General features: G+C 67.7%; 21 protein-coding genes. 10 read left to right on the forward strand and 11 right to left on the reverse strand.

Annotation, left to right across the window (positions count from 1 at the left end; translation table 11 throughout):
• Nucleotides 1-263 precede the first annotated feature (263 nt).
• From NA11_RS17415 to NA11_RS17435, 5 genes are all read right to left on the reverse strand, one after another.
• Nucleotides 264-473 carry a hypothetical protein gene (locus tag NA11_RS17415; RefSeq protein WP_069162970.1) on the reverse strand — a complete coding sequence of 70 codons (210 nt, stop codon included), beginning with the start codon at nt 471-473 and terminating at the stop codon, nt 264-266.
• A 97-nt stretch (nt 474-570) separates the two neighbouring features.
• Nucleotides 571-3,939 (reverse strand): MMPL family transporter, encoded by a 3,369-nt coding sequence (locus NA11_RS17420; protein WP_069162971.1) that lies wholly within the window; start codon nt 3,937-3,939, stop codon nt 571-573.
• Nucleotide 3,940: 1 nt separating this feature from the next.
• Nucleotides 3,941-4,669: an NYN domain-containing protein gene (locus tag NA11_RS17425; RefSeq protein ID WP_069162972.1), complete on the reverse strand. Its 729-nt coding sequence runs from the start codon at nt 4,667-4,669 to the stop codon at nt 3,941-3,943.
• Nucleotides 4,666-5,520, reverse strand: coding sequence for a tRNA (guanosine(46)-N7)-methyltransferase TrmB (gene trmB / locus NA11_RS17430; RefSeq protein WP_141717658.1), 855 nt, complete (start codon nt 5,518-5,520; stop codon nt 4,666-4,668). Before trmB ends, NA11_RS17425 begins: the two co-directional genes overlap by 4 nt.
• A 59-nt stretch (nt 5,521-5,579) precedes the next feature.
• Nucleotides 5,580-6,926, reverse strand: coding sequence for a lipase family protein (locus NA11_RS17435; RefSeq protein ID WP_069162973.1), 1,347 nt, complete (start codon nt 6,924-6,926; stop codon nt 5,580-5,582).
• 174 nt (nt 6,927-7,100) lie between these two features.
• Between NA11_RS17435 and NA11_RS17440 the strand changes: the two genes are divergently transcribed.
• The 4 genes from NA11_RS17440 to NA11_RS17455 all read left to right on the forward strand — a co-directional run bounded on the left by NA11_RS17440 (nt 7,101) and on the right by NA11_RS17455 (nt 12,827).
• Nucleotides 7,101-7,883: an SDR family oxidoreductase gene (locus NA11_RS17440; RefSeq protein WP_069162974.1), complete on the forward strand. Its 783-nt coding sequence runs from the start codon at nt 7,101-7,103 to the stop codon at nt 7,881-7,883.
• A gap of 53 nt (nt 7,884-7,936) precedes the next feature.
• A complete protein-coding gene (locus NA11_RS17445) occupies nt 7,937-9,070 on the forward strand; it encodes a hypothetical protein (protein WP_069162975.1) in 1,134 nt (377 codons plus the stop codon).
• Complete coding sequence (locus NA11_RS17450; RefSeq protein ID WP_245745925.1) at nt 9,057-10,715, forward strand: hypothetical protein; 1,659 nt, start codon at nt 9,057-9,059, stop codon at nt 10,713-10,715. The genes NA11_RS17445 and NA11_RS17450 overlap by 14 nt, the downstream gene beginning before the upstream one ends.
• A 279-nt stretch (nt 10,716-10,994) precedes the next feature.
• Nucleotides 10,995-12,827: a phosphoenolpyruvate carboxykinase (GTP) gene (locus NA11_RS17455; RefSeq protein ID WP_069162976.1), complete on the forward strand. Its 1,833-nt coding sequence runs from the start codon at nt 10,995-10,997 to the stop codon at nt 12,825-12,827.
• 69 nt (nt 12,828-12,896) lie between these two features.
• Here the strand turns inward: NA11_RS17455 and NA11_RS17460 are convergent, their stop codons facing one another.
• On the reverse strand, nt 12,897-13,649 hold the full coding sequence (locus NA11_RS17460; RefSeq protein ID WP_439957078.1) for an HD domain-containing protein: 753 nt from the start codon (nt 13,647-13,649) through the stop codon (nt 12,897-12,899).
• Nucleotides 13,650-14,125: 476 nt separating this feature from the next.
• Between NA11_RS17460 and NA11_RS17465 the strand changes: the two genes are divergently transcribed.
• Nucleotides 14,126-14,329 (forward strand): hypothetical protein, encoded by a 204-nt coding sequence (locus NA11_RS17465; RefSeq protein WP_069162977.1) that lies wholly within the window; start codon nt 14,126-14,128, stop codon nt 14,327-14,329.
• Here NA11_RS17465 and NA11_RS17470 read toward each other — a convergent pair whose 3' ends face one another.
• Nucleotides 14,330-15,775, reverse strand: a complete 1,446-nt coding sequence (locus tag NA11_RS17470; protein ID WP_069162978.1) for an aldehyde dehydrogenase — start codon at nt 15,773-15,775, stop codon at nt 14,330-14,332.
• 209 nt (nt 15,776-15,984) lie between these two features.
• Here NA11_RS17470 and NA11_RS17475 point away from each other — a divergent pair, with 209 nt between their 5' ends.
• The gene (locus NA11_RS17475) at nt 15,985-16,287 is read left to right on the forward strand and encodes a hypothetical protein (protein WP_069162979.1); all 303 of its coding nucleotides are present in this window, start codon (nt 15,985-15,987) and stop codon (nt 16,285-16,287) included.
• 4 nt (nt 16,288-16,291) lie between these two features.
• On the opposite strand, the gene NA11_RS17480 is transcribed toward NA11_RS17475, so the two are convergent.
• The gene (locus NA11_RS17480; protein ID WP_069163071.1) at nt 16,292-17,068 is read right to left on the reverse strand and encodes a class I SAM-dependent methyltransferase; all 777 of its coding nucleotides are present in this window, start codon (nt 17,066-17,068) and stop codon (nt 16,292-16,294) included.
• Between the two features lie 241 nt (nt 17,069-17,309).
• On the opposite strand from NA11_RS17480, the gene NA11_RS17485 reads away from it, so the two are divergent.
• On the forward strand, nt 17,310-18,482 hold the full coding sequence (locus NA11_RS17485; RefSeq protein WP_069162980.1) for a glycosyltransferase family 4 protein: 1,173 nt from the start codon (nt 17,310-17,312) through the stop codon (nt 18,480-18,482).
• A gap of 45 nt (nt 18,483-18,527) precedes the next feature.
• Here the strand turns inward: NA11_RS17485 and NA11_RS17490 are convergent, their stop codons facing one another.
• Nucleotides 18,528-20,420 carry an MmpA family trehalose lipid delivery protein gene (locus tag NA11_RS17490; RefSeq protein ID WP_069162981.1) on the reverse strand — a complete coding sequence of 631 codons (1,893 nt, stop codon included), beginning with the start codon at nt 20,418-20,420 and terminating at the stop codon, nt 18,528-18,530.
• 167 nt (nt 20,421-20,587) lie between these two features.
• On the opposite strand from NA11_RS17490, the gene NA11_RS17495 reads away from it, so the two are divergent.
• Complete coding sequence (locus NA11_RS17495; protein WP_069162982.1) at nt 20,588-21,817, forward strand: polysaccharide biosynthesis protein; 1,230 nt, start codon at nt 20,588-20,590, stop codon at nt 21,815-21,817.
• Between the two features lie 46 nt (nt 21,818-21,863).
• On the forward strand, nt 21,864-22,223 hold the full coding sequence (locus tag NA11_RS17500; RefSeq protein WP_069162983.1) for a VOC family protein: 360 nt from the start codon (nt 21,864-21,866) through the stop codon (nt 22,221-22,223).
• 57 nt (nt 22,224-22,280) lie between these two features.
• Here NA11_RS17500 and pgfA read toward each other — a convergent pair whose 3' ends face one another.
• Complete coding sequence (gene pgfA, locus NA11_RS17505; protein ID WP_069162984.1) at nt 22,281-23,399, reverse strand: cell envelope lipid trafficking protein PgfA; 1,119 nt, start codon at nt 23,397-23,399, stop codon at nt 22,281-22,283.
• Between the two features lie 200 nt (nt 23,400-23,599).
• On the opposite strand from pgfA, the gene NA11_RS17510 reads away from it, so the two are divergent.
• Complete coding sequence (locus NA11_RS17510; protein ID WP_069162985.1) at nt 23,600-24,778, forward strand: acyltransferase family protein; 1,179 nt, start codon at nt 23,600-23,602, stop codon at nt 24,776-24,778.
• 19 nt (nt 24,779-24,797) lie between these two features.
• Here NA11_RS17510 and NA11_RS17515 read toward each other — a convergent pair whose 3' ends face one another.
• Nucleotides 24,798-25,244 (reverse strand): DinB family protein, encoded by a 447-nt coding sequence (locus tag NA11_RS17515; RefSeq protein WP_245745930.1) that lies wholly within the window; start codon nt 25,242-25,244, stop codon nt 24,798-24,800.
• Nucleotides 25,245-25,268 lie beyond the last annotated feature (24 nt).

Consider the following 25,268-nt stretch of genomic DNA (forward strand, 5'->3'; position numbering starts at 1 on the left):
CCATGTACCACTCGTGGAGTGGTGGCTCATCGAGTGGGACCTGACGGCGGGAATTTGTCGCTGCCGACACCAGGTCCACTCGTGAGGGAGTGGCTTCTCTTAGAGGAGTCGGGGCCAGGCGTGCCAGCATTGGGTGCAGTCGGGGGCTCGGCAGTGCATCCAGCCGTCGCAGGTTTGGTCGGGTTCCCAGATTGTGTGGTCTGCGATGGGGTGTGGGCACTGCGTGCAGATTGCGGGGGTGGCCCATGGTTTGGTGGGGCCGTTCATGGGTGTTGCTCGGGGGCCGGGGTGTCGGTGGGCTTGGGGTGTCGGCGCGTGGCGTAGAAGTCGCGGGCGATGAGGAACAGCGCGGCGAAGGACCAGACTACGGCGTAGACAACGGCGCGGGTCGAGCTCCAGTTTGCGGCGAGTAGGCCGATGGCTACGGCGGCGAGGACGCCGAGAACCAGCATGGTGTTCTTGTAAGTCCCCATCGGGGGATCATTGCACGGTCTCGATGCGAGGGCTGTTCGAGACGGTGTAGACGAGTCTCACCGGGCAGTGGGCCGGGGCCTCGTGCGTCGAGCGAACTTACTCGCGGTCGCGGCGGCGGAGGAGCTCGTTGACGCTGACGGTGCGGCCGTCGCCGCCGCTGTGGCGTCCCTCCTCGGGCTTGCCTGCGCGGCGGGAGGAGCGGAGTTCGGCCATCCAGTTTTCGATGCTGTTGCGGTTCGGCTCGCCCTCGCCGTCGTCGGTGGAATCGGCAGGCGACGGGTCCGGTGCGGCGTGGTGGGCGGGCTGGTCGGCGGGGGCCTGGTCCGGCGGGGTGAATTCGGTGTAGGTCGGTGCCGGGGTCGGGTCGGCGACGCCGAAGGGAGCCACGGACGGCGTGGGTTGGGTCGGCTCGAACTTGGCCTCGGGGCGTCTGGTTGGGTCGAAAGCGACTGCCGGAGGGGTGGGTTGAGGTGTGCGCGGCTCGCTGGGAGCGGCGGCGGGCGGCTCGAAGCTTCCTGCGGTCGGCTCGAAGGGGCGCGGTGGGAAGCCACCTGCGATCGGTTCGAAGGGCCGTGCGGCGGGGGGCTCGAAAGGCCGTGCCGCTGGCGGTTCGAAGGCTCCCGCGGGCGGCTCGAACGCCGTTGCGGGCGGCTCGGCGAACGCCTCGAAGGGGACGCCCGACGACGCGTCGGCATGCGCGGGCGGGGTCGGCCGCGGTCCGGTGGGATCGTGCGGTGTTGCCGAGAACGGGCGCTGCGCGGGCGATTCCGTCGGCGTTGGCCGTGGCCCGGTGGAGTCGTGCGGTGTTGCCGAGAACGGGCGCTGCGCAGGCGGTTCTGTGGGCGTTGGCCGTGGCCCGGCGGGATCGTGCGGTGTTGCCGAGAATGGGCGCTGCGCGGGCGATTCCGTCGGCGTTGGCCGTGGTCCGGTGGGGTCGTGCGGGATTGCCGAGAACGGCCGTTGCGCAGGCGTTTCCGTGGGTGTTGGCCGGGGACCGGTCGGGTCGTGCGGGGTCGCCGGGAACGACGGCCGCTGCATGGCCGGGTCCGACACGAAACTCGAAGGGGGCGTTGGCCGTTGGCGGGTCGGGTCGAGCGGGGCCGGCGCCGGGGTGGTCGGCGCTTTGGGGGCCTTCGGCACTTTGTTGAGGTGCCTGGTCGGCGCTTCGGCTTCGATTTCCTCGACGGTGCGCGGACGACGCGGCTTGCGTGGTCGGTTGGCGTCGGCGATCGCGGGGATCTGCATGGTGACCGGATCGGTGATCGGGGTGGTCTTGACCAGGTCGACGAGTTCGCCGCCGCCGGGGCGTTCGTCGTCGAGGATGGGCTCGCCGAGGCCGATCTTCTCCTGGATCTTCTTCATCCAGGCGGGCGCCCACCAGCAGTCGTCGCCGAGCAGCTTCATGGTGGCGGGCACCAGCAGCATGCGCAGGATGGTGGCGTCGATGAACAGCGCGGCGATCATGCCGTACGCGAGGTACTGCATCATCACCAGGTCGGAGAACGCGAACGCGCCGGTGACGACGAGCAGGATGAGCGCGGCGGCGGTGATGATGCGCCCGGTCTGCGCGGTGCCGATCCGAACGGCCTCGGTGGTCGACGCACCCTGGGTGCGCGCTTCGACCATGCGCGACAACAGGAATACCTCGTAGTCGGTCGACAGGCCGTAGATGACGGCGATGATCAGCACCAGCACCGGCGACATGATCGGCTGCGGGGTGAAGTTCAACGTCTGTGCGGCATGCCCGTCGACGAAGATCCACGTGAGGATGCCGAGCGTTGACCCGAGCCCGAGCGCGCTCATCAGCGCGGCCTTGATCGGTAGCACCAGCGAGCCGAATGTCAGGAACATCAGCAGCGTGGTGACGAACAGCACCAGCGCGATCATCCACGGCATCCGGTCGAGCAGCGCGTCGATGCTGTCTTTCTGGATGACGGGCTGTCCGCCGACGTACATGGTGACGCCGTCGGGTATGTCGATCGAGCGCAGATAGTCGATGGTCGGGTCGGCGTCTTCCGAATCCGCCAGTGTCGCACTCGTTCTGAAGACGGTTTGATCGTTGGTCGATCGCGACGGCACCTCGAAGCTGCCGGCGAGGCCCGGCGCGTTGTTGGCCTCTTTCCACACCTTGCCGACGTCGTTGCTGTTCTCCGCGACGAACACCAGCTGGATGGGGTCGGACTTGCGCAGCGGGAAGATGGAGTCGAATTTGGCCTGCGCCAGGCGAGTCGAGTTGTCCGGCGGCAGGTATCGCTCGTTGATGCCGCCGAAGGCGAGGTTCTTCACCGGGATGATGAGCAGCAGCAGGCCGATGCAGATCGGGATGGCGATCTTGAGCGGGTGCCGCATCACCCAGCGGGTGATGTTGCCCCAGAAGCCGTTTTCCACCTGCTCGGCGGTCTGGGTCTTGCGGAACTTCTTGAAGCCGAGCATGTCCACCTTCGGCCCGAGCACGCCGAGGATGGCGGGCAGGATCGTGATGGAGGTCAGTGCGGCGAGCGAGACCGTCGCGATGGAGCCGTAGGCGATCGACTTGAGGAAGCCCTGCGGGAACAGCAGCATGCCGCCGAGGCTGGCGATGATCATGGTCGCGGAGAACACGACGGTGCGGCCAGCGGTCATCACCGAGCGGCGCACCGCGGCGGGCGTGCTGTAGCCCTCGGCGAGTTCCTCACGGAACCGGCTGACTATGAAAAGCCCGTAGTCGATGGCCAATCCGAGGCCGATCATCGAGACTACGGGCGCGACGAACGAGTTCACCTCGGTGAATCTGGTGATGAACAGCACGATGCCCTGTGCGCCGATCACGGTGAGACCGCCGACGATCAGCGGCAGGCCCGCGGCGACCAGACCACCGAAGATGAAGAACAGCAACACCGCAACGGCGGGGATGGCGAGGATCTCCATCCGGTGCTGGTCTTCGGCCATGGTGTCGTTCAGCGTGCCCGCGACCGCCTGCAGGCCTGCGACCTGAACGTCAACGCCCGGAATGCCGAAGACACCCTTCACTTTCCGGAAGTTGTTCAGCATTTCCGTGTCGTTGTCGCCCTTGATGGCGATCGACGCGAAGGTGTATTTCTTGTCCTTGGAGCCGAACACGATCGGCGAGGACTGCCCGGTCTTGGTCGGCCAGTACGCGCCGTTGATCTTGCTGATCTCCGGGTACTGCTCGGGCAGGCGATTCAGGCTTTCGAGGACCTTCTCCTTGAAAGCCGGGTCATCGATCGTCTTGCCCTCCGGCGCGGTGTACAGCACGATCACGTCGCTGCTGTGGTCGCGTCCGAACGAGGCGTCGGCGATCTTCGCGCCCCGCGAGGACTCCGAGGTCGGATCGTCCCATCCGCTGGAGCTGAGGTGGTCTCCCAAGCCGAGGCCGTATCCGCCCAGCGCCAAAAGAGCGGCTGCCACGATGCCGATGACGGCAAAGCGCAGCCGGAAGACCAGATCGCCCCAGCGTGTGAACACTTTAAGCGACTCCTTGCGCGGGGCGAGAGGTGAGCAGCGCCGACAGCGGCCGGAACGGCTGCAGCCAAGCGCCCTCGTCGGGCAGCGAGTCGAGGCTCACCCTGGGCAGCGGTTCACGGAACACGCCCGGGATGTCCTCGAGATCGATGAACTCGAGAGTATCGGATGTGACGGCCCAACTCGCATGCTCGCGGAAGCCGAGCACCTGAACGGGGATTCCGGCGGCGGCGAGTTCTTCGAGCGGTTCACGGAATGCCTGGCCGTCGGCCGAGGCGACCATGATGCCGGCCAGCCCGGCGCCCCGGCTGCGCAGTTCGATGTGCGCCAACATGTCGGCGTCGACGTCGGAGTCCTCGTCGATCTTCGGCTTGGCGAAGACCGCGTACCCGACGTTGCGCAATGCTTCTACCCACGGCCGCACCACATCCGCGGTGCCCGGCGCGATGTTGGTGAAGACGGTGGCTTCAGGTTCTACCCGGTGCACGGTGCCGACGGACAGTTCGGCGGTGCGCGCCAATAACCAGCGGCCGAGCGCGTCGAACCGCGGACGATAAGCGGCGGTCGGCCGCCCACCGAGGATGGCCCCGAGGCCCATGTCGAGGTTCGGGGCGTCCCACACCAGCAGGACCCGGCGCACGTCCGGCGTTACGCCACCCAGACCTTCCGATCCGGTTCCCTGCACCTCCCCGGCAACATCGACCACCTCGTGGGCCATCTCACTGACACTCATATTTTGATCTTCCCCCATATGAGCTCTGTGATGGCGCTACCGGCACGATGTGCCTTGCCTTCGAATTTCGTGACCGGCCTTTCGAAGCCGATCGGCGCGGTGTCTCGATGCTCCGCGCTGACCCCTCCCGTGCCCTCATTCATGCCTTTGAGCAGGGGTTCTTCCGCGCCGACCGCGGCAATGTGTTCTGCGTAGTCCGCGTGGTCGGTTGCGACATGCAACACGCCGCCCGGTCTGAGTCGATTGGCGATCAACGCGAATGTCGTGGGCTGCAGGAGTCGGCGCTTGTGGTGTCGCGCCTTCGGCCACGGGTCGGGAAAGAAGACTCGGACGCCAGTCAGCGACTCTTCAGCAATCATGTTTTCGAGCACGTCGACGGCGTCGCCGCGCAGCAGGCGGATGTTGTCGATCTGTTCACGTTCGATGCGCTGCACCAGTTGCGCGAGCCCGGGCTGGTACACCTCGATGCCGATCAGGTTCAGGTGCGGTTCGGCCTGTGCCATCGCGGCCGTCGCTGTGCCCGTGCCGCAACCGATTTCGATGACGAGTGGCGCCTCGCGGCCGAACCAGGCGGCGGCGTCCAGCGGTTCGTCGGCGACGTCGCGGCCGATCGTCGGCCACATGCGGTCCCACGATTGCTGTTGGGTCGGGGTCAGCGCGCCACGGCGGGACCGGAAACTGGTCACGCGTGGGTACAGGCGGGAGCCGGTGCTGTTCCGTTGCCTGCGCGCAGGAGCACGGTCGGCGGCGGAGCCAATGGGGTTGCTTTGCTCAGCCGGGGCCGATCCTGTGGACGGCGGGCCCGGAACTGACTCGGCAGTATTGTTCGCGGCGTCGTTCACGGCGTCCATTGTCCAGCATCGGAGGAGTGATGCGGCAATCGACTGTGTGCTTACCGCCCAGCGGGAGGTCAGGCGGCGCGTGCGGTGGCGATCCTTGCCACCGGTTCGCTCTGCTGCCGCAGCGGGCGGCCGAGTGCGACCTTGGCTGCGGTCACCACCATTTCCAGCAGGCCACGTGCGCCCGTCGGTGACGCGGCCACCGACCACACGGTGGTGTCCCCGCCATCGCCAACCGGTTGCCCGGCCAGCCGGTCCGCCAGCCATTCCAGGCTGAGCGGGGTGGAGAGCGGCAGCAGCGAGAAGTGCTCGCTCAGCCGGTCACGGACGTAGGTGACCAGCGCACCGCCGCGGCGATAGCGGTCGACCTGACCGTCGACGCCGTCCATGTGGATGACCTGGTCGTGCACCGGCTGCAGCACCAGCAGCGGGCAGGTCGGCGTCGAATTGCCAAGGCGCAGATCGTCGAACATCGCCTGGAACTCCGGGGTGGCGATCACCTCGTCGAGCGGGCGGCTCAGGTAGTCGTCCATGCGCTTGTTGGCCAGGCCGAAGATGGCGCCGAAGGGCGTCGAGCTCTCCGCACGGGCGACGAACCGGTGGCCGTCGAGGGTGAGTTCGTTCTGCAGCACCGCGCCGAGCGCGGGATACAGCCTGCGCAGGGCCGCGATCACGATGGCGGGCAGGCCCGCGTACTTGCCGCCGTTCAACCGGGCGAACACCTGGCCCGGATCGCCGACCGGTGCGCCGAGCACCGCGCCGACGATATCGAGCTCCGGTGCGTAGCTCGGCGCCATCTCGACCGTCCATGCACTGGCCATGCCACCACCGGAATAGCCCCACACCGCGATTCGAGTGTCCTGGCGCAGGCCGAGCGGCGTGAACCGCAGGGCCGCACGGATGCCGTCGAGGGCGCGATAGCCGGGTTCGCGTGGGGCGCCGAAGTTTCCGCGCGGACCCTCGTGATCGGCGATGGTGACGGCCCAGCCGCGGCGCAGCGCGTTCGCGACGAGCAGCCATTCGAACTGGGTGACCGAGCCGAGCGCGCGGGCGCCGTAGCGCAATGCGTAAGAAGGAGAACACCGCTCGGCGACCGCGTCCATCGCGGTCTGAAAGGCCAACAGCGGCCGGTCCTCCCGAGGATCGGCGTCGAGGGGCAACAGCACCGTGGTGATCGCGACCTCGGGTGTGCCGTGCATATCACTGCTGCGATAGAGCAGCTGCCAGGCCGAGACCTGCTGGGGCACAACACCGAACAGAGCGAGTTCGATCTGCCGGGTGCGCAGCACCGTGCCTGGTGGTTGTGCCGCATAACCCTTCGGCGGCCGGAGGAACGGGTCGGTGCTCGGTAGCAGCGGTTTTCGGTCCGCCGCTAGGGCGGGCTCCGATTCGACACCACCGATGGCGTCGGCCGTCATGGCAACCTCCTCATCGGGTTCCGTCGGAACCCGTCGGTATGAGGTCGTTGCCGCGTTCGAAAAGCGAAGTTGCGCACTGGCACTGGCGCCGACCACTGCCAAGCAGGGTAAATGACCGGCGGCGGGTCTGGGAAGACGGGGATAAGGGGGTTTTCCAGCACTAGACTCCGCGGTATGCGCAGACCGACAGTGTTCATCACCGGCGCGGCAGCCGGGATCGGCCGGGCGACGGCACTGCTTTTCGCTGCGCAGGGGTATCACGTCGGCGCCGTCGACATCGATGAGGTCGGGCTGACCAGGCTCGCGGCCGACATCACCGGCAAGGGCGGCAGTGTGCACACCGCGGTACTCGATGTGACGAACGACACCCAGTGGGCTGAGCGGCTTGCCGAGTTCCACGCGGACGCCGGACGGCTGGACATCCTGATCAACAACGCGGGAATCCTGCGCGCCGGTTCGTTCGAGACCTTGGCGCTGGCCACGCACCAGGCCATCCTCGACGTCAATATCGGCGGTGTGCTCACGGGAACGCACACCGCCTTTCCTTATCTCCGTGACACTCCCGGCGCCCAAGTGGTGAATCTCTGCTCTGCCTCGGCGATCTACGGCCAGGCCGAACTCGCGAGCTACGGCGCGAGCAAGGCCGCCGTCAAAAGCCTCACGGAGGCACTGGATCTCGAATGGGAGCGGCACGATATCCGGGTGATCGCGATCTGGCCGTTGTTCGTGGACACCGCGATGGTGGACGGGGTCGAAACCGGAACGACGAAGTCGCTCGGTGTGCGGCTCACCGCAGAGGACGTCGCGTCGGGCATCTGGGCGGCCACCCGCAAGCGCGGACGACTGCCGAGGGTGCACTACGAGATCGGCGCCCAGGCCAAGGTGTTGGCGACCGCCGCCAAGTACGCGCCGAACTGGGCGGTGCGTACCGTCAACAAGTACTTCAGCGGCAGCTGACCGGTTATCCACGACTTCTGCAAGAATTGCGCACCGTAAAGGGGGTGCAGCCCATGCCGACAGGCACGGAGACCGACGGACCGTTGCGCGAACGCGGCGTACCAGCGCGCGAACAGGACCAGCTCGACCAGCTCCTCGCCGATCTGCGGTTCGGTACCGGGCAGGACACACAGATCGGCTACGCAGCGATCGCCGCCGTCACTGCCTGGCGCAAGCCGCCACGCATCCAGGTCACCGGCCGCGCGCACGCGGGCCGGACATCGGTGCTGCACGCACTCGCGCTCATGTCCGCCGTCGAGACCGATCCGGTCGACGAACCGGACGCGCCCGATCCGGTGCTCGACGCCGACATCGTCGTCTATGTGCTGTCCACCGCGCCATCGCCCGCGGATCGGCGGGTGCTTGCCACGCTGGCTCCGGAGCGCACGGTCGTCGTGTTGAACAAGGCCGACGCGATCGGCGGGCGCTGGGCCGACGCGGTCGCCGCCGCCGAGCAGTACGGACGAGAGCTCGGCATGCCGGTGCTTCCGGTGGTCGCCTCGCTGGCCGTGCGCACCAAGTCGGGTGCGATGACCGACGACGACCTGGCTGCCCTGCGCAGAATCGACCCGAATGCCGATGCGTCGCTGATGCTTTCACCGGACCTCTTCGTCGCGCCTGGCCCTGATCTCGCCGACCGCGAGCAGCTGCTGCAACGCTGGGATCTCTACGGCGTCGCCTGCGCGCTGGCCGCACTCGACCACGACCTCATGCTCGCGCCGCAGACACTGCTGCAAATCCTGCACGGCGCAAGCGCAATCGACGCGGTGCACCAGCTGCTGCATCGCCGCTACGAGCAGGTCTCGGCGCTGCGCGGCGGCGAACTTCTCGACGAGCTGGCCAGATTGGCCGCCCGGGCGGTGCCGGCGGACGGCAGCCATGCCCGAGATATCTTGGAGGCCTACCTTTTCGGTGATCACGCGCGGTGGCTCGGCCTGTGCGCCGGGCTCGCCCATCCCAGCGTCGCCCACCTGGCCGCGGGGTATCGGGCCCCGGCACCCGCCGACGCCGATGACGCAATGGCCCGCGCGGACCGTTGGCGTGCAGTAGTTTCCAGCGATATGCCTCCCGTGGCCCGCCGTGCGGCCCAACGCGTCCATGACGGTTACATCCGACTATGGGAACGGATGAGCAGTGCCGGTCTCTGAACCCCCGCTCGACCCGACACTCGACGCCGAGCGGCGAGCGCACGCGGACACCGAGCCGATGCACGGTTCCGCGCAGGGCACCGGACCGGTCGCCGGCGGGGACCGCTCGCTCAGCTTGCCCGGCGACACGGCAACGCCGCCCGACCTGGCCGCAGGCCCATCGGCCGAGGTGGAAGCCGTGGTGGCGCGCTGGAATCCGCAGGGCACGGCGCTGTTGCGCGCGGTGCGCGGCAGCGGCGCCGCGGGCACGGTCATGCTGATCGGGCCCGCCGACGCCGCAACCACCCTGTTGCGGACCGAGCTGGCGCGGTTCGAGCCCCGGATAGATCTGTCCGATCCGGTGGCCGACGCGAACGCCGCGGTGGAGACGACCTCGCCGTCCGGGACCGCACCGGCGGCGGTCGCGCTGGTCCTGCTCGATGCCGGAACCACGATCGGCGCCGACACCTTGCGCGTCATCCACCGGCTGCGCGCGGACGGCACCCGCATCCTGCTCGCGATGAACGGCATTCACGCGCATCAGGATTGGCGCTCGGTGCAGACCCGCGACCTGGACTTGCTTGCCGCACAAGAGATGAACGACCTCGACATCGTGCCCGTCTCGGCCAGACTCGCGGCGGCCGCGCGCACCGCGGGCGATGCCGGACTGATGGACCGATCCGGGTTGGGCGCGCTGCACGCGGCGCTGGCCGCGACGGCCGCAGGCGCCGAAGCCGACGGCGGTGACCGGATCGCGGCCGTGACCGCGCGGGTGCTGTCCGATACCAGGCAGCGGGTCGTCGAACAGGTGGCGACGCTGCGCTCCGGCGGCGAACCGGCCAGGCTGCGCGAGGAACGCGCGGTGCTGCTCGCAGGCCGCGACGGCGGCCGCGCCACAGCCATGTCCACGCTGCGCGGGCAATTGCATCTGGCGCGCGTCGACCTGATGACCGAGGTCGGCGCGCGAATCAGGGCGCTGCACACGGTGACCCGCGGCGACCTCGACCGGCTCGGCCGTGCTGCGCTCGGCGCCTATCCCGAGCGCCTGCAGCAGGCCGTCACCGAATTGACCGGCGCGGTCGACCTCGCCATCGACCGCAGGCTCGCCGAACTGTCGGCGCAGATCGACGGCGCCGACGAGCAGACAGCACCCAGCCCGCCGCGCCGCCGCGACCCGGCGCCGCGGGTCGGGCCCGACCCCGACCCGCGCCACCGTGGTGTCGAAGATCACCTCATGATCGTGCTCGGCGCGTCGGCGGGTGTCGGCCTCGGCAGGTTGCTCGTTTCGCCCCTTTCGCTGGTGCCCGCCTTGGATTTCGCGAGCGTGCCGGTGACCCTGCTGCTCGGCGGCGGCGCAGCGGCCTGGGTGGTGCGGGCGCGCGGCCAGCTCGCCGAGCGCGCACACATGCGTCAATGGGTCTCCGACGCGCTGGTCAACGTAAAGGCCCAGCTCGAGCAGCGGGTCGCGACGGCACTGGTGGAAACCGAAACCGCGCTGGCCGACCGGGTCGTCCGGGTGAGCGCGACGCGGATGGTGGACACTGATCGTCGAGTCGCGGAAGTCGAGGCCCGTTTACGGCGCACGGTTGCCGAACAACCCGGACAACTTGCCGCGTGTGAACGCGATATCGCGATCCTCGATCGATGGATCTCCTCGTTTGACTAAGTCTTAAGAATGGGTACAAAGTGACGAACCCGATTCCGTAGGGGCCGTCACAGCGCGTTAACCTCTAAACAGGAACCAGGGCGTCCGCTAAGTCCTCGTCCGCCGTCCAGCCGGGGCGCGCTTTCGATTGGTCGTAGCGGGTGCCCTCCCGCCAATGGTGGCACTAGGTGCGTTCGCGCTGGTCAAGGGCCGCAGCGTAGCGACTGCTCGCAGGTCGCTCGAAACGGTCAGCCCAGCGGGCGAAGCATTGTAGGGACCGCCCATCTCAGGAGAGTTTTCATGACCTCAGCGACCATTCCTGGTCTTCGTGGATCCGACGGCAAACAGCCGACCGAGCACAGCGAACTACTCGCCTGGGTACAGGAAGTCGCCGAACTCACTCAGCCGGAGCGAGTGGTCTGGGCGGATGGTTCCGACGACGAATGGGACCGCCTGACCGCCCAGCTCGTCGAGGCAGGCACCTTCAAGCGCCTCGACGAGAAGCGGAAGCCGAATTCCTTCCTCGCGCTCTCCGACCCCTCCGACGTGGCCAGGGTGGAGTCGCGCACCTACATCTGTTCCAAGAGCGAATCCGACGCCGGACCGACCAACAACTGGGTCGACCCCGCCGAGATGCGCGCGACCATGACCGAGCTGTACCGCGGCTCGATGAAGGGCCGCACCATGTACGTGGTGCCGTTCTGCATGGGCCCGCTCGGTGCCGAGGACCCCAAGCTGGGCGTCGAGATCACCGACTCCGAGTACGTGGTCGTTTCGATGCGGGTGATGACCCGCATGGGCAGCGCGGCGCTGGAGAAGCTCGGCACCGACAAGCCGTTCGTGAAGGCGCTGCACTCCGTCGGCGCGCCGCTGGCCGACGGCCAGGCCGATGTGCCGTGGCCGTGCAACGACACCAAGTACATCACTCACTTCCCTGAGGACCGCGAGATCTGGAGCTACGGCTCCGGCTACGGCGGCAACGCGCTGCTCGGCAAGAAGTGCTACTCGCTGCGTATCGCCTCGGCGATGGCCCACGACGAGGGCTGGCTGGCCGAGCACATGCTGATCCTCAAGCTCATCTCGCCGGAGAACAAGGCCTACTACATCGCCGCGGCGTTCCCGAGCGCCTGCGGCAAGACCAACCTGGCGATGATCCAGCCGACCGTGCCCGGGTGGCGCGCCGAGACCCTCGGCGACGACATCGCGTGGATGCGTTTCGGCAAGGACGGCCAGCTGTACGCGGTGAACCCGGAGTACGGCTTCTTCGGCGTCGCGCCGGGCACCAACCGCAGCTCCAACCCGAATGCCATGGCCACCATGGAGGCGGGCAACACCGTCTACACCAACGTCGCGTTGACCGACAACAACGACGTGTGGTGGGAGGGCCTGGAGGGCGAGCCCGATCACCTGATCGACTGGAAGGGCAACGACTGGTTCCTGCGGGAGACCGAAACGCTTGCCGCCCACCCGAATTCGCGCTACTGCACGCCGATGTCGCAGTGCCCGATCCTGGCGCCGGAGTGGGACGACCCGCAGGGTGTGCCGATCTCGGCGATCCTGTTCGGCGGTCGCCGCAAGACGACGGTTCCGCTGGTCACCGAGTCGTTCGACTGGCAGCACGGCGTTTTCATGGGCGCGACGCTGTCGTCCGAGCAGACCGCGGCGGCCGAGGGCAAGGTCGGCACCGTGCGCCGCGACCCGATGGCGATGATCCCGTTCATGGGCTACCACGTCGGTGACTACCTGAACCACTGGATCAACCTCGGCAAGAACGCGGACGCGACCAAGCTGCCGAAGATCTTCTACGTCAACTGGTTCCGGCGTGGGGACGACGGCCGCTTCCTGTGGCCAGGCTTCGGTGAGAACTCCAGGGTGCTGGAGTGGATCGTCGGCCGGGTCGAGGGCACGGCCGAGGCCGAGGCCACCGCGATCGGCAATGTCCCCGTCGCCGCTCAGCTCGACCTGGAGGGCCTGAAGGTCGACCCCGACGATGTCGACGAGGCGCTCAAGGTCGACGCCGCGGAATGGCGCAAGGAAATCCCGCTCATCGAGGAATGGTTCGAATTCGTCGGCGACAAGCTGCCTTCGGGCGTCCGCGACGAATTCGAGGCACTGAAGGAACGCCTCGGCTGATCGACGCGAACAGCGAACCGCCCGCACCATTTATCTCATGGTGCGGGCGGTTTCATTTGTGGGGCAATATTATTCGGCGAAGGGCGAGGCTTCGATCTTCGGAAGTGCGCCTCTGCCGATCAGCCAGCTGGTTCGGCCGTGCGGCACCGCGGCGGCCTCCGCGGTGAGGGCGGCGATCATGTGGCGCTTGAATTCGTGGCGCGGGTGCCGTTCCAGGAGTTCCGCTACCCAGGCGGGGTCGAATTTGGACAGGCGGGCGCCCGCGACGTCCGCGGAGGCGCCCGCGGCGATGAAGCCGCCGGCGTTGCCGAGGTCGGCGTCGGTGCCGGGGGTGATGTGCGCGGCGATGGCCGCGCCGATCGCTTGGGCCACCTCAGGGGTGGCGCCTGCCGAGGTCACGAATTCGATGGCACGATGCGCGCCTGCCACGGCGAAGCAGCGGCCGGGCGTTGGATGTTCGAGCTGTAGATCGTGCAGCAGGCAGGAGACGTAGCAGAGTTCGTCGTCGTAGCGGACGCCTGCGAGGTCGGCGAGGACGCGGCCGAAGAAGTACGTGCGGTAGGAGTGACCGAGCACGTGGCTCGAGAGTTGTTCGCGCGCCTCGGTTTCCGCGGCGCGCGCGAGCGACGAGTCGGGTAGCCGCAGATCGGCGAAGTCGAGCCGGCCGGTGCCGCGCTGAGCGCCTGCGGTCCGCGGCCGACCAGCAACCAATCCGGTCACCACCCGCTCCATGTCGAGTGAAAGCTTGCGGCGCTGTGCATCCGACAGCAATCCGTCTGTTCGAACAGCCCATTCCCAATCGATCTCTGTTGACGCGCGCACAATGCTCACCTCTCGTTGATCCGGATTTCGGGCAATCACCTTCGCCAGCAAGTTAAGTGCGCTTGCGGCGGCGCCGGGGAGTGGGAAAAGTGCCACCATGCCACGGATTCCGGCCAAGCGGCCACGAAGCGTTCGCCCTGGCGTATACGCATGGCGTCCGGTCACGATGCTGGAACATCCGACCGGGTTGTGCGTGTTTCTCATCGCGGTGGACCGGACGTGTGGTGCTATGGGGAGAAGTCGACGGACACGACTTGCGAGCACCCAAGGTTTGTCGAGGCGCGGCATTGCCTAGTTGCCCGGTGTGCGAGGTTTGTACACCAGTGGCCTATGCTAGGGCCGTGTTCTTGGTCTCATGACCTGCCAGTCCGATTGCTAACCGTTAACTGATCGACTGAACTACTTCCCTATCGACATCGCGTCCCGCGGCACCCGCGGCGCACGAGGAGATCGACGCGCGAGAGGTGGTTGGAAGCATGACCGATCTGGAGACCGGCGCGTCTATCGCGCCGTTGGTGGCCGGCTTCGAGCTGGCGACCGCAAGCACGCCGCTACGCCGGGCCGCCGGGCGCCTGCAGGCCGTCCTGCCCCCGGGCTGGCGCGTCGAGATCGTCGACGCGCCGACCCTGACCGGCAAGGAGAGCGAGCCAGCGCTGCGCGTTGTCATGCCGACAGAGTGATCACCCGGTCCAGCCCATCGGCATGAGCAGCGACTTCTGCTCGCAGAACGAGTCGAGCCCCTCCGGCCCGTTCTCCCGGCCGAGCCCGGAGTTCTTGTAGCCGCCGAACGGTGAGCTGGGATCGAAGGCGTACCAGTTGATGGCATAGGTCCCGGTCCGCACCCGCGCCGCGATCTCGGCGCCGTGCTCGACGTCCGCGGTCCACACCGACCCGGCCAGGCCGTAGACCGAGTCGTTGGCGATGGCCACCGCCTCGTCCTCGGTGTCGTAGGGGATGACCGAGAGCACCGGGCCGAAGATCTCCTCCTGGGCGATGGTCGACTTGTTGTCCACGTCCGCGAAGATGGTCGGCTCGACGAACCAGCCGCGGTCGAGACCATCGGGGCGGCCGCCGCCGAGTACCAGGCGGGCCCCGTCTTCCTTGCCCTTGGCGATATAGCCCTCGACCCGGTCGCGCTGGCGTTCCGAAATCAACGGGCCCAGTTGCACACTCGGGTCGGCGGGGTCGCCGACCTGCATCGTCCGCACGTGCGCGACCAGTGCGTCGAGGATCTCGTCGTATCGGCTGCGCGGCGCGAGGATTCGGGTCTGCGCGACGCAGCCCTGGCCGCTGTTCATCAGGCCGGAGAACGCGAGCACCGGGATGCTTGCCGCGATGTCCATGTCCGGCAACAGGATTGCCGCGGACTTGCCGCCGAGTTCGAGCGAGACGCTCTTCAGTTGTCCGGTGGCGATGGCGCCGATTTTGCGGCCGACCGCGGTGCTGCCGGTGAAGGTGACCTTGTCGACGCCGGGGTGTGCGATCAGGTACTCGGCGATCTCGGGGTCGGCGGGCAGCACCGACAGGACGCCTTCGGGCAGACCGGCTTCGGTGAAGATGTCGGCGAGCAGGTTCGCGGTGATCGGCGTCAGCGGTGCAGGCTTGAGCACCACGGTGCAGCCTGCCAGCAATGCCGGGGCGAGCTTGTTGGCCGCCAGGAAAAGCGGGACGTTCCAAGCGATTACGGCGGCGACGACACCGCGCGGCTCCCTGCTGACCCGGGCGGTGCCGAACAGTCCGGTGCGAGTTTCCTGCCAGGGGAACGACTTCGCGAGCCCGGCGCACGCGTCGAGCGCGGCGACCGCCGGAATCTGGTTGAGCGTCATCGCGATCATCGGTGGGGCGCCCATCTCCGCGGTGAGCGCGGCGAGCAGCGTGGCGGAGCGCTCCTCGATCAGTCGCGCGGCGCGGGTGAGCACCTGGGCCCGCTCCTCCGGCGGGGTGGACGGCCACGGTCCGTGGTCGAAGGCGTGCCTGGCCGCGGCGACCGCGGCGTCGACGTCGGCGCGGTCCACTGCGGGGACGCTGCCCACCGGCTCGACCGTGACCGGCGAGATGACCTGAACGCGCTCGGCGGTGGCTGGCGCGGTCCAGCGGCCGCCGATGAACAAGCTGTCGTAATGCATGAGAACACGTTACAGTTTTGTGCCTCCGTTGTCTGCAACCTGTTCTAGTTCTGCGGTCGGACCATCCCGCTGAGCAGGACGGATCCCAACCTGTCGGTTCGCTTTTCGGAGAACGCACTATTGCGTTCTGTTGCTGGAAGGAGGATGCTTTAGCTACTGATCAGCTCGCTCGATTTCTGAACCGATACCGCAATTGGGGAGACCGAGTTATGGCGGTGCAAGTAGTCGATCGGTCGCTGATGACCAGCGATCAGACCGAACACCAAGCGAAGAGTGTTGGCGCAGGCGGGTGGGTTGTGTCCTTCCTGCCCGGTCGCACACTCACCATCGAGCAAGCTACTGCAGCCATGCAGGCTGCCGAGGCCGTCGCCGTGGTCGGGGCTTTAGCCGACCTCGTGGGGCTCACCACGCTGGAGACCGTGGGGCTAGCCATTCAGGAATCACCGTGGAACAGGCCGCTGCACGAGAACTGCGGTAGGCGCTCCTGGCGACGCGGCTGGCTAGAGCACTAGCCTGCTAATTCTTGGTCGCCACCACGACGAGGTTACTCACCAATAGCTCGCGCACCAGCGGGATTCGGACCAACCACCAGGCCCAGCGTGGGTGGTAGCGCGGGAAGACCGACCGAACATCGGCGGAAGTGCCTGCCGCCCAACGCAATCCATCCGCCGCGCGCACCGCGAACAGCGATTCGCCGAATCGATTCTTCGGTTCCTTGCCGAGCTTGCGGCGATACCGGCGCGCGGCGTACTCGCCGCCGAGGTAGTGCCACGGGCCGGTCTCGTGCCCGCCGAACGGTCCCAACCACACGGTGTAGGACAGCACGATGAGCCCGCCCGGCCGCGTCACCCGCACCATTTCGTCGGCCATCTGCCACGGCTCCGCCACGTGCTCGGCAACATTCGAGGAGAAGCAGATATCCACCGCGTTGTCGCGGAACGGCAAGGCCATGCCCGAGCCGCGCACCGCGCCGGCCACCGACAGGCCTGCCGCGTGCATCTCCGACGGATCCGGTTCCACCGGGATGTACCGCGCGCCCGTGCGCACGAACTCGTCGGCGAAGTAGCCGGGGCCACCGCCGACGTCGAGGATGGTCGCTCCCGCCAGGTCCCTTCCGGTCACGTCGGTGTAGAAGTCGCCGATCATCGCGGCGCTGTCGGCCGCGAGGCCGCCGTAGAACACGGCGGGATCGGACTGCTCGAACCGGAAACTGCCGAGCAACCGCAGCGACCGGCGCAGCGTCGCCCGACGCGCGAACCGTGGTGCAGTGCCGGAGGGCGTTTCTTTGAGCACGGCGCCGAGTCTCGCACAAACCACCGGTGACCTTGCAAACCGCACTCGACCAGGCGCCGGTCGTTCGCGGCAGGTACTGCGGCGATCGAGGCGGCTGCCCGGCGTTCGGTAGTGCGCGAATTTGCCGATCATGTGCGCGTGATCGAGGTCGGTGATCGACTCGTCGGCGGGTGCTCGGGTTAGGGTGTAGCCCGATATCCGACGTCCCGACCGGGACCACCTGACCGAGAGAAGCTCGACCGTGCGCGAAGTCCTCCTGCTGTGCTGGCGTGACACCGGGCACCCGCAGGGCGGCGGCAGCGAACGATACCTCGAACAGGTCGGCGCACAGCTCGCCGCGCGCGGGGTCAAGGTCACCCTGCGCACCGCCCGCTACCCGGGAGCGCCGAAACGGGAACGCATCGACGGCATCGACATCAGCAGGGCGGGCGGCCGCTACTCCGTGTACCCGAGGGCACTGGCGGCGATCGCGCTCGGCAGGCTCGGCCTCGGGCCGCTGCGCGGCGTGCGACCCGATGCGGTGATCGACACCCAGAACGGCATCCCGTTCTTCGCCACCGCCGCGACTGCCGCGCCGTCGGTCGTGCTCGTGCATCACGGGCACCGGGAGCAGTGGCCGGTGGCAGGCCGGTTGGTCGGCCGGATCGGCTGGTGGATCGAGTCGCGGCTGTCGCCGCGGGTGCATCGGCGTCACCAATACTTGACCGTCTCGCTGCCCTCGGCCGAAGAACTCACCACGCTCGGTGTGGCGCAGACGCGGATCGCGGTGGTGCGCAACGGCGCCGAACCGGTTCCAGTGGACGCGCCGACCGGCGCCGCCGAAACGCGCACCGAGAACCCACGCATCGTGGTGCTCTCGCGCCTGGTGCCGCACAAGCAGATCGAGGACGCGCTCGCGGTCGTGGCACGACTACGCACCCGCATCCCTGGACTGCACCTCGATGTAATCGGCGACGGCTGGTGGGCCGACAACCTGAAGGCCGACGCCAGCGAGCTCGCCATCGCCGACGCGGTCACCTTCCACGGTCACGTCGACGAGCGCCGCAAACACGAACTGCTGTCCCGTGCTTGGGTGCATGTGCTGCCCTCCCGCAAGGAAGGGTGGGGGCTCGCGGTCATCGAAGCCGCGCAGCACGGTGTGCCGACCATCGGCTACCGCAGTTCCCGAGGGCTCACGGACTCCATCGTCGACGGTGTCACCGGAATGTTGGTCGACGATGCCGCGCACCTCGCCGATGCGGTCGGTGAACTGCTCGACGACCGTGCCGCCCGCACCGTGATGGGGGAGAAGGCGCGGTCGCGTGCGCGCGAATTCTCTTGGGAGCAAACCGGAAACGGTGTGTATGAGGTGTTGGCGGCGGTGGCGCGTGGTGAGCACACGTCAGGGTTGATCGCGCCTCGTCCCGCGGACTGAGTTCGACCGACGGGTTGTATCGGTGGTGAGAACGACCCGGAGTTGTCAGGTTCGTGTCGCGATGGCTTTGCGGCGCATCACTGTTGCGGTGACTGCTCCGCCGATGAGTAGCACCGCCCACAGTGCGTGGGCGACGATGGATGAACGGCGATGTGTTGACGACGCACTGTGTTGATCGATCGGACCCGGCACGCGGTACAGGGTGAGATCGGCGTCCGAGTACGCGGGATCCAGTTGTGCGATCGTCGTTTTGGACTCGCCGAGCGGGCCGGGAGTGCCGTGCTCGACCAGTACCCAGCCGACGCCGTTCCGCGCCAGTTCCTGGGCTGAACCACCGTGCAGCAAAAGGTTTTCCACTTTTTGGGCGCGCTTGCCTTCGCCGGTGACGGTCCGTCCGCGCACTGGTAGCTCGCCGGTCTGCAGCACATCGTTGGGCAACATCCGTGGAGCAGGATCGAGGACGGGGGCGGTTCCGCTGTACCGGAATTTTCGGAACATCCCGCCAGGCAACACGGCGATATCGCCTGGCCCGTCTATCTTTTCGGCGACCTGTTCCCATCCGGCGGGGTAGTGCGCGGCGCGGACCGCTCCGCCGACCCCCCAAGCGAGATCAAGGAGCGGCAGTACGAGTGCGGCTATGAAAATCATGGCGAACCAACGCGACGCGGAGGCTGCCGGGCGCGTGAAGTCCCCATGGTGCGCAGAGGTTTCCGTATGCGATTCATTCGCTGGTCGGCCCGCACCGGCGATCGAGAATCGCCGAGCCAGGGCCATACCGCCTGCGGCGGCGCACAGGGCGTAGGCGGGCATCGCCAGCGCGACGTACTTCTGGGTATCGCGCAGCAGGCCTGCACCGGGCACGTGCGCGACGAGCCACTCCAGCACATGCATGCCCCACGGCGTCGCGCCGAGTGCAGGCAGCAGGATGGCGAGCGCTCCTAGCGCGACGAGGGTGCGGCGGACGCGCCGAGAATCCGTCGGTGATGCAGTCGCCCCGCTGGTATCCCGATCCTCGGCGGTGTCTCGATCCGCAGTGGTGTCTCGATCCGCGGCGGTGAGGACAGTGCGTAGGCCGGAGGCAACGATGACGAGCAGCAGTGCTGTCCCCAGTACCGCGAGAAGGGTTGTGCGGGAATCGGGTACCGCGTCGCCGTTCCAGATGCCGCCGAGCCCGGCCAGACTGCCCAAGGTGCCGAGCCAGGGTTCGGCCCGGGCGGCGAACGCGGCAATGCCCGCCGGGTCGGACGGTTCGCTGCCCGCGCCGGACAGCGCGGTGGCGGTCAACCACGGCGCGGATGCGGCGACGAGAAGCGCCGTCGCGCCGGCGAACCGGCGCCACCCCAGCAATGTGAGTGTGGTGACGCCCGCGAGCAGCGCACCGGTCGGCGTGAGTCCCGCTGCGGCAAAGGATCCCGCCAAACCCGCCCACGTGCCAGCGGTCTCGCGCCATCCGTCACCACGGTCCGCCGCTAAACGAATCCGCCACGCGGCCAAGGCAACCCAGGGCAGTGCCGCATATCCAGCGAGCAAACTCCAATGCCCCTGCAACAGGCGCTCGGCCACATACGGATTCCACACCGCCACCGTGCACGCAACCAGCTGCCCAGCAACAGGCGCTCCCAACAACTCCCGCGCGAGGACCGCAGCCCCATACCCGGCAGCCCACAGCGCGAACACCAGGATCGCCTTGACGATCACCCCACCATCGACCACCGGCGACAACACCGCCAGCAACGCATCCTGCGGAACCGCCCGTGGCGCCGCATCCCCGAGCCCGAGCGCGGAATCCGTCAAATACGACCGAGGCGTACTCACCGCATCCCGCAACAGCAAATACCCCGGCCCGAGCAGCGGCCCGACAATGACCAGCGCAAGCACCGCGCTGTACCCGGCAGGCCAAGCCCACCGGCCGCGTTGTCCCCAGCCGCTCGCAGTCACGCTTGTGCACCCTACGTTCCGCATCGCTCTCGACCCCACTCGCGCACCGTTGGCGGGTTGGATGCGTCGGACGTGCTGCGGATCCGGTCCGAAAACTGCGGGTCTCGGCACGAGGACTTGGGCACTGAGGTGGGGCGAGACCAGGGTGACGGGGTTGAGGTGGGACGATGGCTGGCGTGTCTGCGGTCCGTCGGTTTCCTGTGGTGGCGGATCTGACGTTGGTGACGGCGGGGGCGATGACCGCCAATGTGGCGGGGTATCTGTTGCAGCTGCTGGCTGGGCGGTGGCTCGGGGTCTCCGGATACAGCGAGTTCGCGAGTCTGCTCGCGGTGCAGCTCTTGTGCGCGGTGCCTGCGTTGGCCTTGCAGAACGTGGTGGCCAGAGAGTTGGTTCGCGGCGCAGGTGCGGCGGCGCTGCGGGGGTTGCAGTGGCGGTGTGCGGTGATCGTTGCCGTCGTGGTCGCGGTCTTGGTGCCGGTGGTGACCGCGGCGTTGAACGTGGGGGTTGCTGCCTGCGCGGCCGCGCTCGGTGCGGCGCCTGCCCTGGTGCTGTTGTCCGGGGAGCAGGGAGTTCTCCAGGGCGGCAGGCGGTTTCGGGCGTTGGCCGTTGTGCTAGGTGCGGCGGGTATTTTCCGGGTCGTGCCCGCGCTGGTGGTGCTCGCCGTAGGCGGTGGCGCCGCGCTCGCCCTGTGGGCGGCGGCAGCAGGCATCGCGGTGGCGGCGGTGTTCGCCAGGTTCGTCGCCGGATCGCCCCGGGTACGCGCTCGCGCGGATGAGGGCGACGCGGTGCAGGCCATCGGCGTGCTGCCGGTGCTGCGGGCCGCGCAGGTGCAGGCGGCGCTGATGGCGTTGTCTTCTGCGGATCTGATCGTGGTCCGGATGGTGCTCGACGACGCGGACGCCAGCCGGTACGCGCTCGGCACCATCGCGACGAAGATCGCGTTCTGGCTGCCGCAGGCGGTCGGCGTCGTGCTGTATCCGCGGATGGCGCAGCCGACACATTCGGCGCACGCGATTCGGTCGGCGCTGGCCGTGCTGTCGGGTATCGGCTGCGCGGCGGTGCTCGGCGCCGCCCTCGCCGCGCCGCTCGCGCCGCTGTTCGCGGGCCAGGACTACGCCCCGATCCAAGGCCTGCTCTGGCTGTTCGCGTTGCACGGCGCCATTCTCGCTGTCTTGCAAGGCGTGATGCTGTCGGCCATCGCGGTCGACCGCACCGCACTCGCCACGCTGACCTGGCTCGGCCTCGCCGTCGAAGTGACACTGATGGTTTCGTTCGCGCGCTCGATCCCGGCGCTCATCACCACGGCCGCGTCGGTCGCCGCCGTCACCACGTTGCTGGTGGCGGTCATCGTCCTGCGCACTGCCGATCGCGACCAACCCCGGACCTCAGTGCACTGACCCGACTTCGCCACATCGTGCGGCCCAGCGGCCTACGCTCACGCGCATGATCACAGCTGTGCACACACTCGTCTACGCGACGGACGCGCAGGCCGCTCGGGAGTTCTTCCGCGACGTGCTGGAGTGGCCGCATGTCGACGCACGCGGCGGCTGGCTCATCTTCGCCACCGGGCCGAGCGAACTCGGCGTGCATCCGGCGGAAGACACACCGAGCCACGAGATTTCGCTGATGTGCGACGACGTCGAACAGACGGTGGCCGAATTGGCGGAGCGCGGTGCGGAATTCGCGAGCGAGATCGTCGATCGCGGATTCGGACTGTGCATCGATATGCGGGTGCCGGGCGCCGGGACGATGCTGCTCTACCAACCGCAGCATCCTGTCGCCTACCCGCTCGCCGAACAATAAGGGCCGGAAACGAATTCGGCCCCCGGTCAGGAACCGGGGGCCGAATTTCGCTGTGTATTACTTGGTGATCCTGATCTGCTCGGTCGGCGGATCATTGTCGGGCCGCCGTCCACCGGACTTCTGGCTCAGCGCACCGCCGGCGGGAGCCGGAGTCGATCCGCTGCCGCGCACTCCGAGGATCGCACCGACGATCAGCGCGATCACACCGATGACACCGAAGACGATCGGCATGGTCCGCCCGTACAGCGACAGCTTGTCGATGTTCTCCTTGGCGACCGAGATCTGCGACTCGATGGTGTTCTCGTCGAAAACGATGTGCGACTTGAGCGCGGTGACCTCGGGCTTCTCGCCGCTGCGCGCGTAGAACAGGTGCAGCTGCTCACCGCCCTTGATCACGGTGCCGGTCTGCGGCTCGACCCACACTTCGCGGGTGTTGGTGTACCAGCGCGACATGGTGATGTCGCCTTCGCCGGGCACGCCCCACTTGGCGGCGGGGAAGGTCAGCTTGTTGGTCGGCGTCTTGACCACGTTGTTCAGGTCGGTCGCCGGAATGGACTGCTTGAAGTGGTAGACCTTCAGGTTGTTGATCTCGGTCTCTTCGACGAAGTTGATGTCGAAGGTCTTGCGCGCGTTGAGATCGAAGTACGGGTAGGACTTCTGCTCGGTGCCGATGGGGAACCGGTACTGCAGGCCGGTGTGCTGGACGGGGTCGGCGACCGGCTGCATGTCCTTGTTCACATTGACGGCGATGGAGCCGTTGGGGTCCTTGTCGACGGGCTCACCGGTCTTGCGGTCGATGGTGACGCGGTCGATGGTCGCGGTTAACAGGCCGGTGTCGCCCTGCTTGTCGATCCGACGCAGCGTCTGACCCGCCTGGACCGTCATCTCGGTGGCATCGGAGGGCTCCTCGACGGTGAGGAACCGCTGGGACACCAGCGGAACGTTCGTGTCGATCTTCGCGGCGCTGTCCGGCGAGGTGAGCGACTTGGAGTCGAGCACCAAGCTTTCCTCGCCCGGCTGGTTGGTCGCGATCGTGGTGATCTCGAGATCGAGAGGAGTCTTCGCCAGTTTGCCGACGGTGTAGGTCGGGATCAGCAGCGCGGCAACGATCAGCAGCGCGCCGAGACCCACGAGCAGGCAGGCAACCGTCCTTCTGGTTCCGGCACTCAGTGCCATGCAAACACTCCTCGTCGTAGAACAGGGTCGTTCCGGCGAGCACGCGGCACCCCCGCTGCGCTCGTGAGCCCCGACACTAACAGTCCGGTGTCGTACCATGCGGCGTCGAGGCCGGAAACGGCCGAGAAATCGCCCGAGTTTAGCGCGAAATCTGAAACGTGGAGTTATCACCTGAGAATCGGCAAGGCAGACTGGACCTGATGACCGCAACCGCGCCCGTACCCGCCGATGTCGTCGCCCCTGCGGCCGAATCGGTCCGATCCCGCGCCTTCCTTCCCGCGCTGGAAGGTATGCGTGGAATGGCCGCTCTCGGTGTGCTGTTGACGCACGTCGCATTCCAGACCGGCGCCGCGGGCACCCCGGTGATCGGTCGGGTGTGGGGACGATTCGACATGGCCGTCGCGGTGTTCTTCGGGCTCTCCGGCTTTTTGCTCTGGCGCCCGCACGCCGCCGCGGCCCGCGGCGTGCGGCCTGCGCCGTCGGTCGGCTATTACCTGCGGCATCGTGCCGCGCGCATTCTGCCTGCGTACTGGGTGGTGGTGTGCGCGGTGCTCGTGCTGCTGCCCGGTGCGGCCGGGACGGCGGGGCTGCGGGTCTGGATGTCGAATCTGGCGCTGCTGCAAGTGTTCGTGCCCTTGACATTGACCGACGGGCTGACCCAGATGTGGAGCCTTTCGGTCGAGGTGGCTTTCTATCTGGTGTTGCCGATACTCGCGTTCGCGGTGGTGCGGTTGCGTGGCGCCGCCGCCCGCCTGCGGGTTCCGGTGATTCTCACGGCGGCCGTCGTGTGCCTGGGTTGGAACTTCATTCCGGTGCCGACGCCCGACGCGATTCATTCCGACAATTGGCTGCCTGCATATCTCCCGTGGTTCGCGATGGGAATGGTGTTGGCCGAGTTGTCTTTCGATAGCGAACGGCTATCACAACGATGGCGGTTCCTCGGCAAGCAGCCGCTGATGTGGGCCATTGCTCTGATCGCCTTCCTGGTCTCGGCAACCGATGTCGGCGGGCCTGCCGGGCTCACCCACGCTGCGCCGTGGCAGTACGCGGCGAAGATGGCACTGGGTGCGATCATCGGCTTCGCGCTGCTCGCTCCGCTGGTGCTCGGTGCCGCAGACCGATCGCACCGCTGGCTGGAATCACGGGTCGCCGCGACCATCGGGCGCTGGTCCTACGGCATCTTCCTCTGGCATCTCGCGGTGCTGTCGGTGGTGTTCCCGGTGTTCGGAATCCTGCCGTTCCGTGGGAACTTCGGCTACGTCCTCACCCTGACGATCGCGCTGACGCTGCCCATCGCGGCGGCCAGCTACGCATTGATCGAGGAACCGATTCGGCAGTGGACGCGCACCTGGGACAAGGCCGAGCCGGTGCGGGAGTAACCCGCACCGGCGGTCCTGATCAGACGGGGCTGGTATCCAACTGCCGATGCATGTCGAGCAGGTGGTGGCGGAGCTCGTGCAGGGTGTGCACCGCGAGCCAGCGCAGCGTGCGTTCCTCTCGCTCGGGGAACGGGAAGACCAGCGTCCGTTCCCAGTCGGCGGCATCGAGTCGCTCGAGCACGTTGGCGAAAAGCAAGGCCGCGTCCCTGAGTTGGCGGCCGACGTCCGAGGGTCGTTGCTCCGCATAGCCGTCGTGCTCGACCCGCTCGTCGCGACCCATCGGGATGGCCTCGGGCGTCGTGGCACGCCGGGCCGCCAGGACGCGTTCCCGTTGCGCGAGAAGCACATCCCGCATGTGGCAGGCGTACTCCAACGGCGACCACACTTCGGGTTCCGGCCGCTGCCGCAGCTTCGGCGAATCGGTCAGGAGTAAGTCGGCGTACTCAACGGCGTGCTCTCTGGCCAGCGACGCCACCTCCGGCGCGCGGGT

The sequence above is a fragment of the Nocardia altamirensis NBRC 108246 genome, from assembly GCF_001612685.1.
In the GTDB taxonomy this organism is placed as follows: Bacteria; Actinomycetota; Actinomycetes; order Mycobacteriales; family Mycobacteriaceae; genus Nocardia; species Nocardia altamirensis.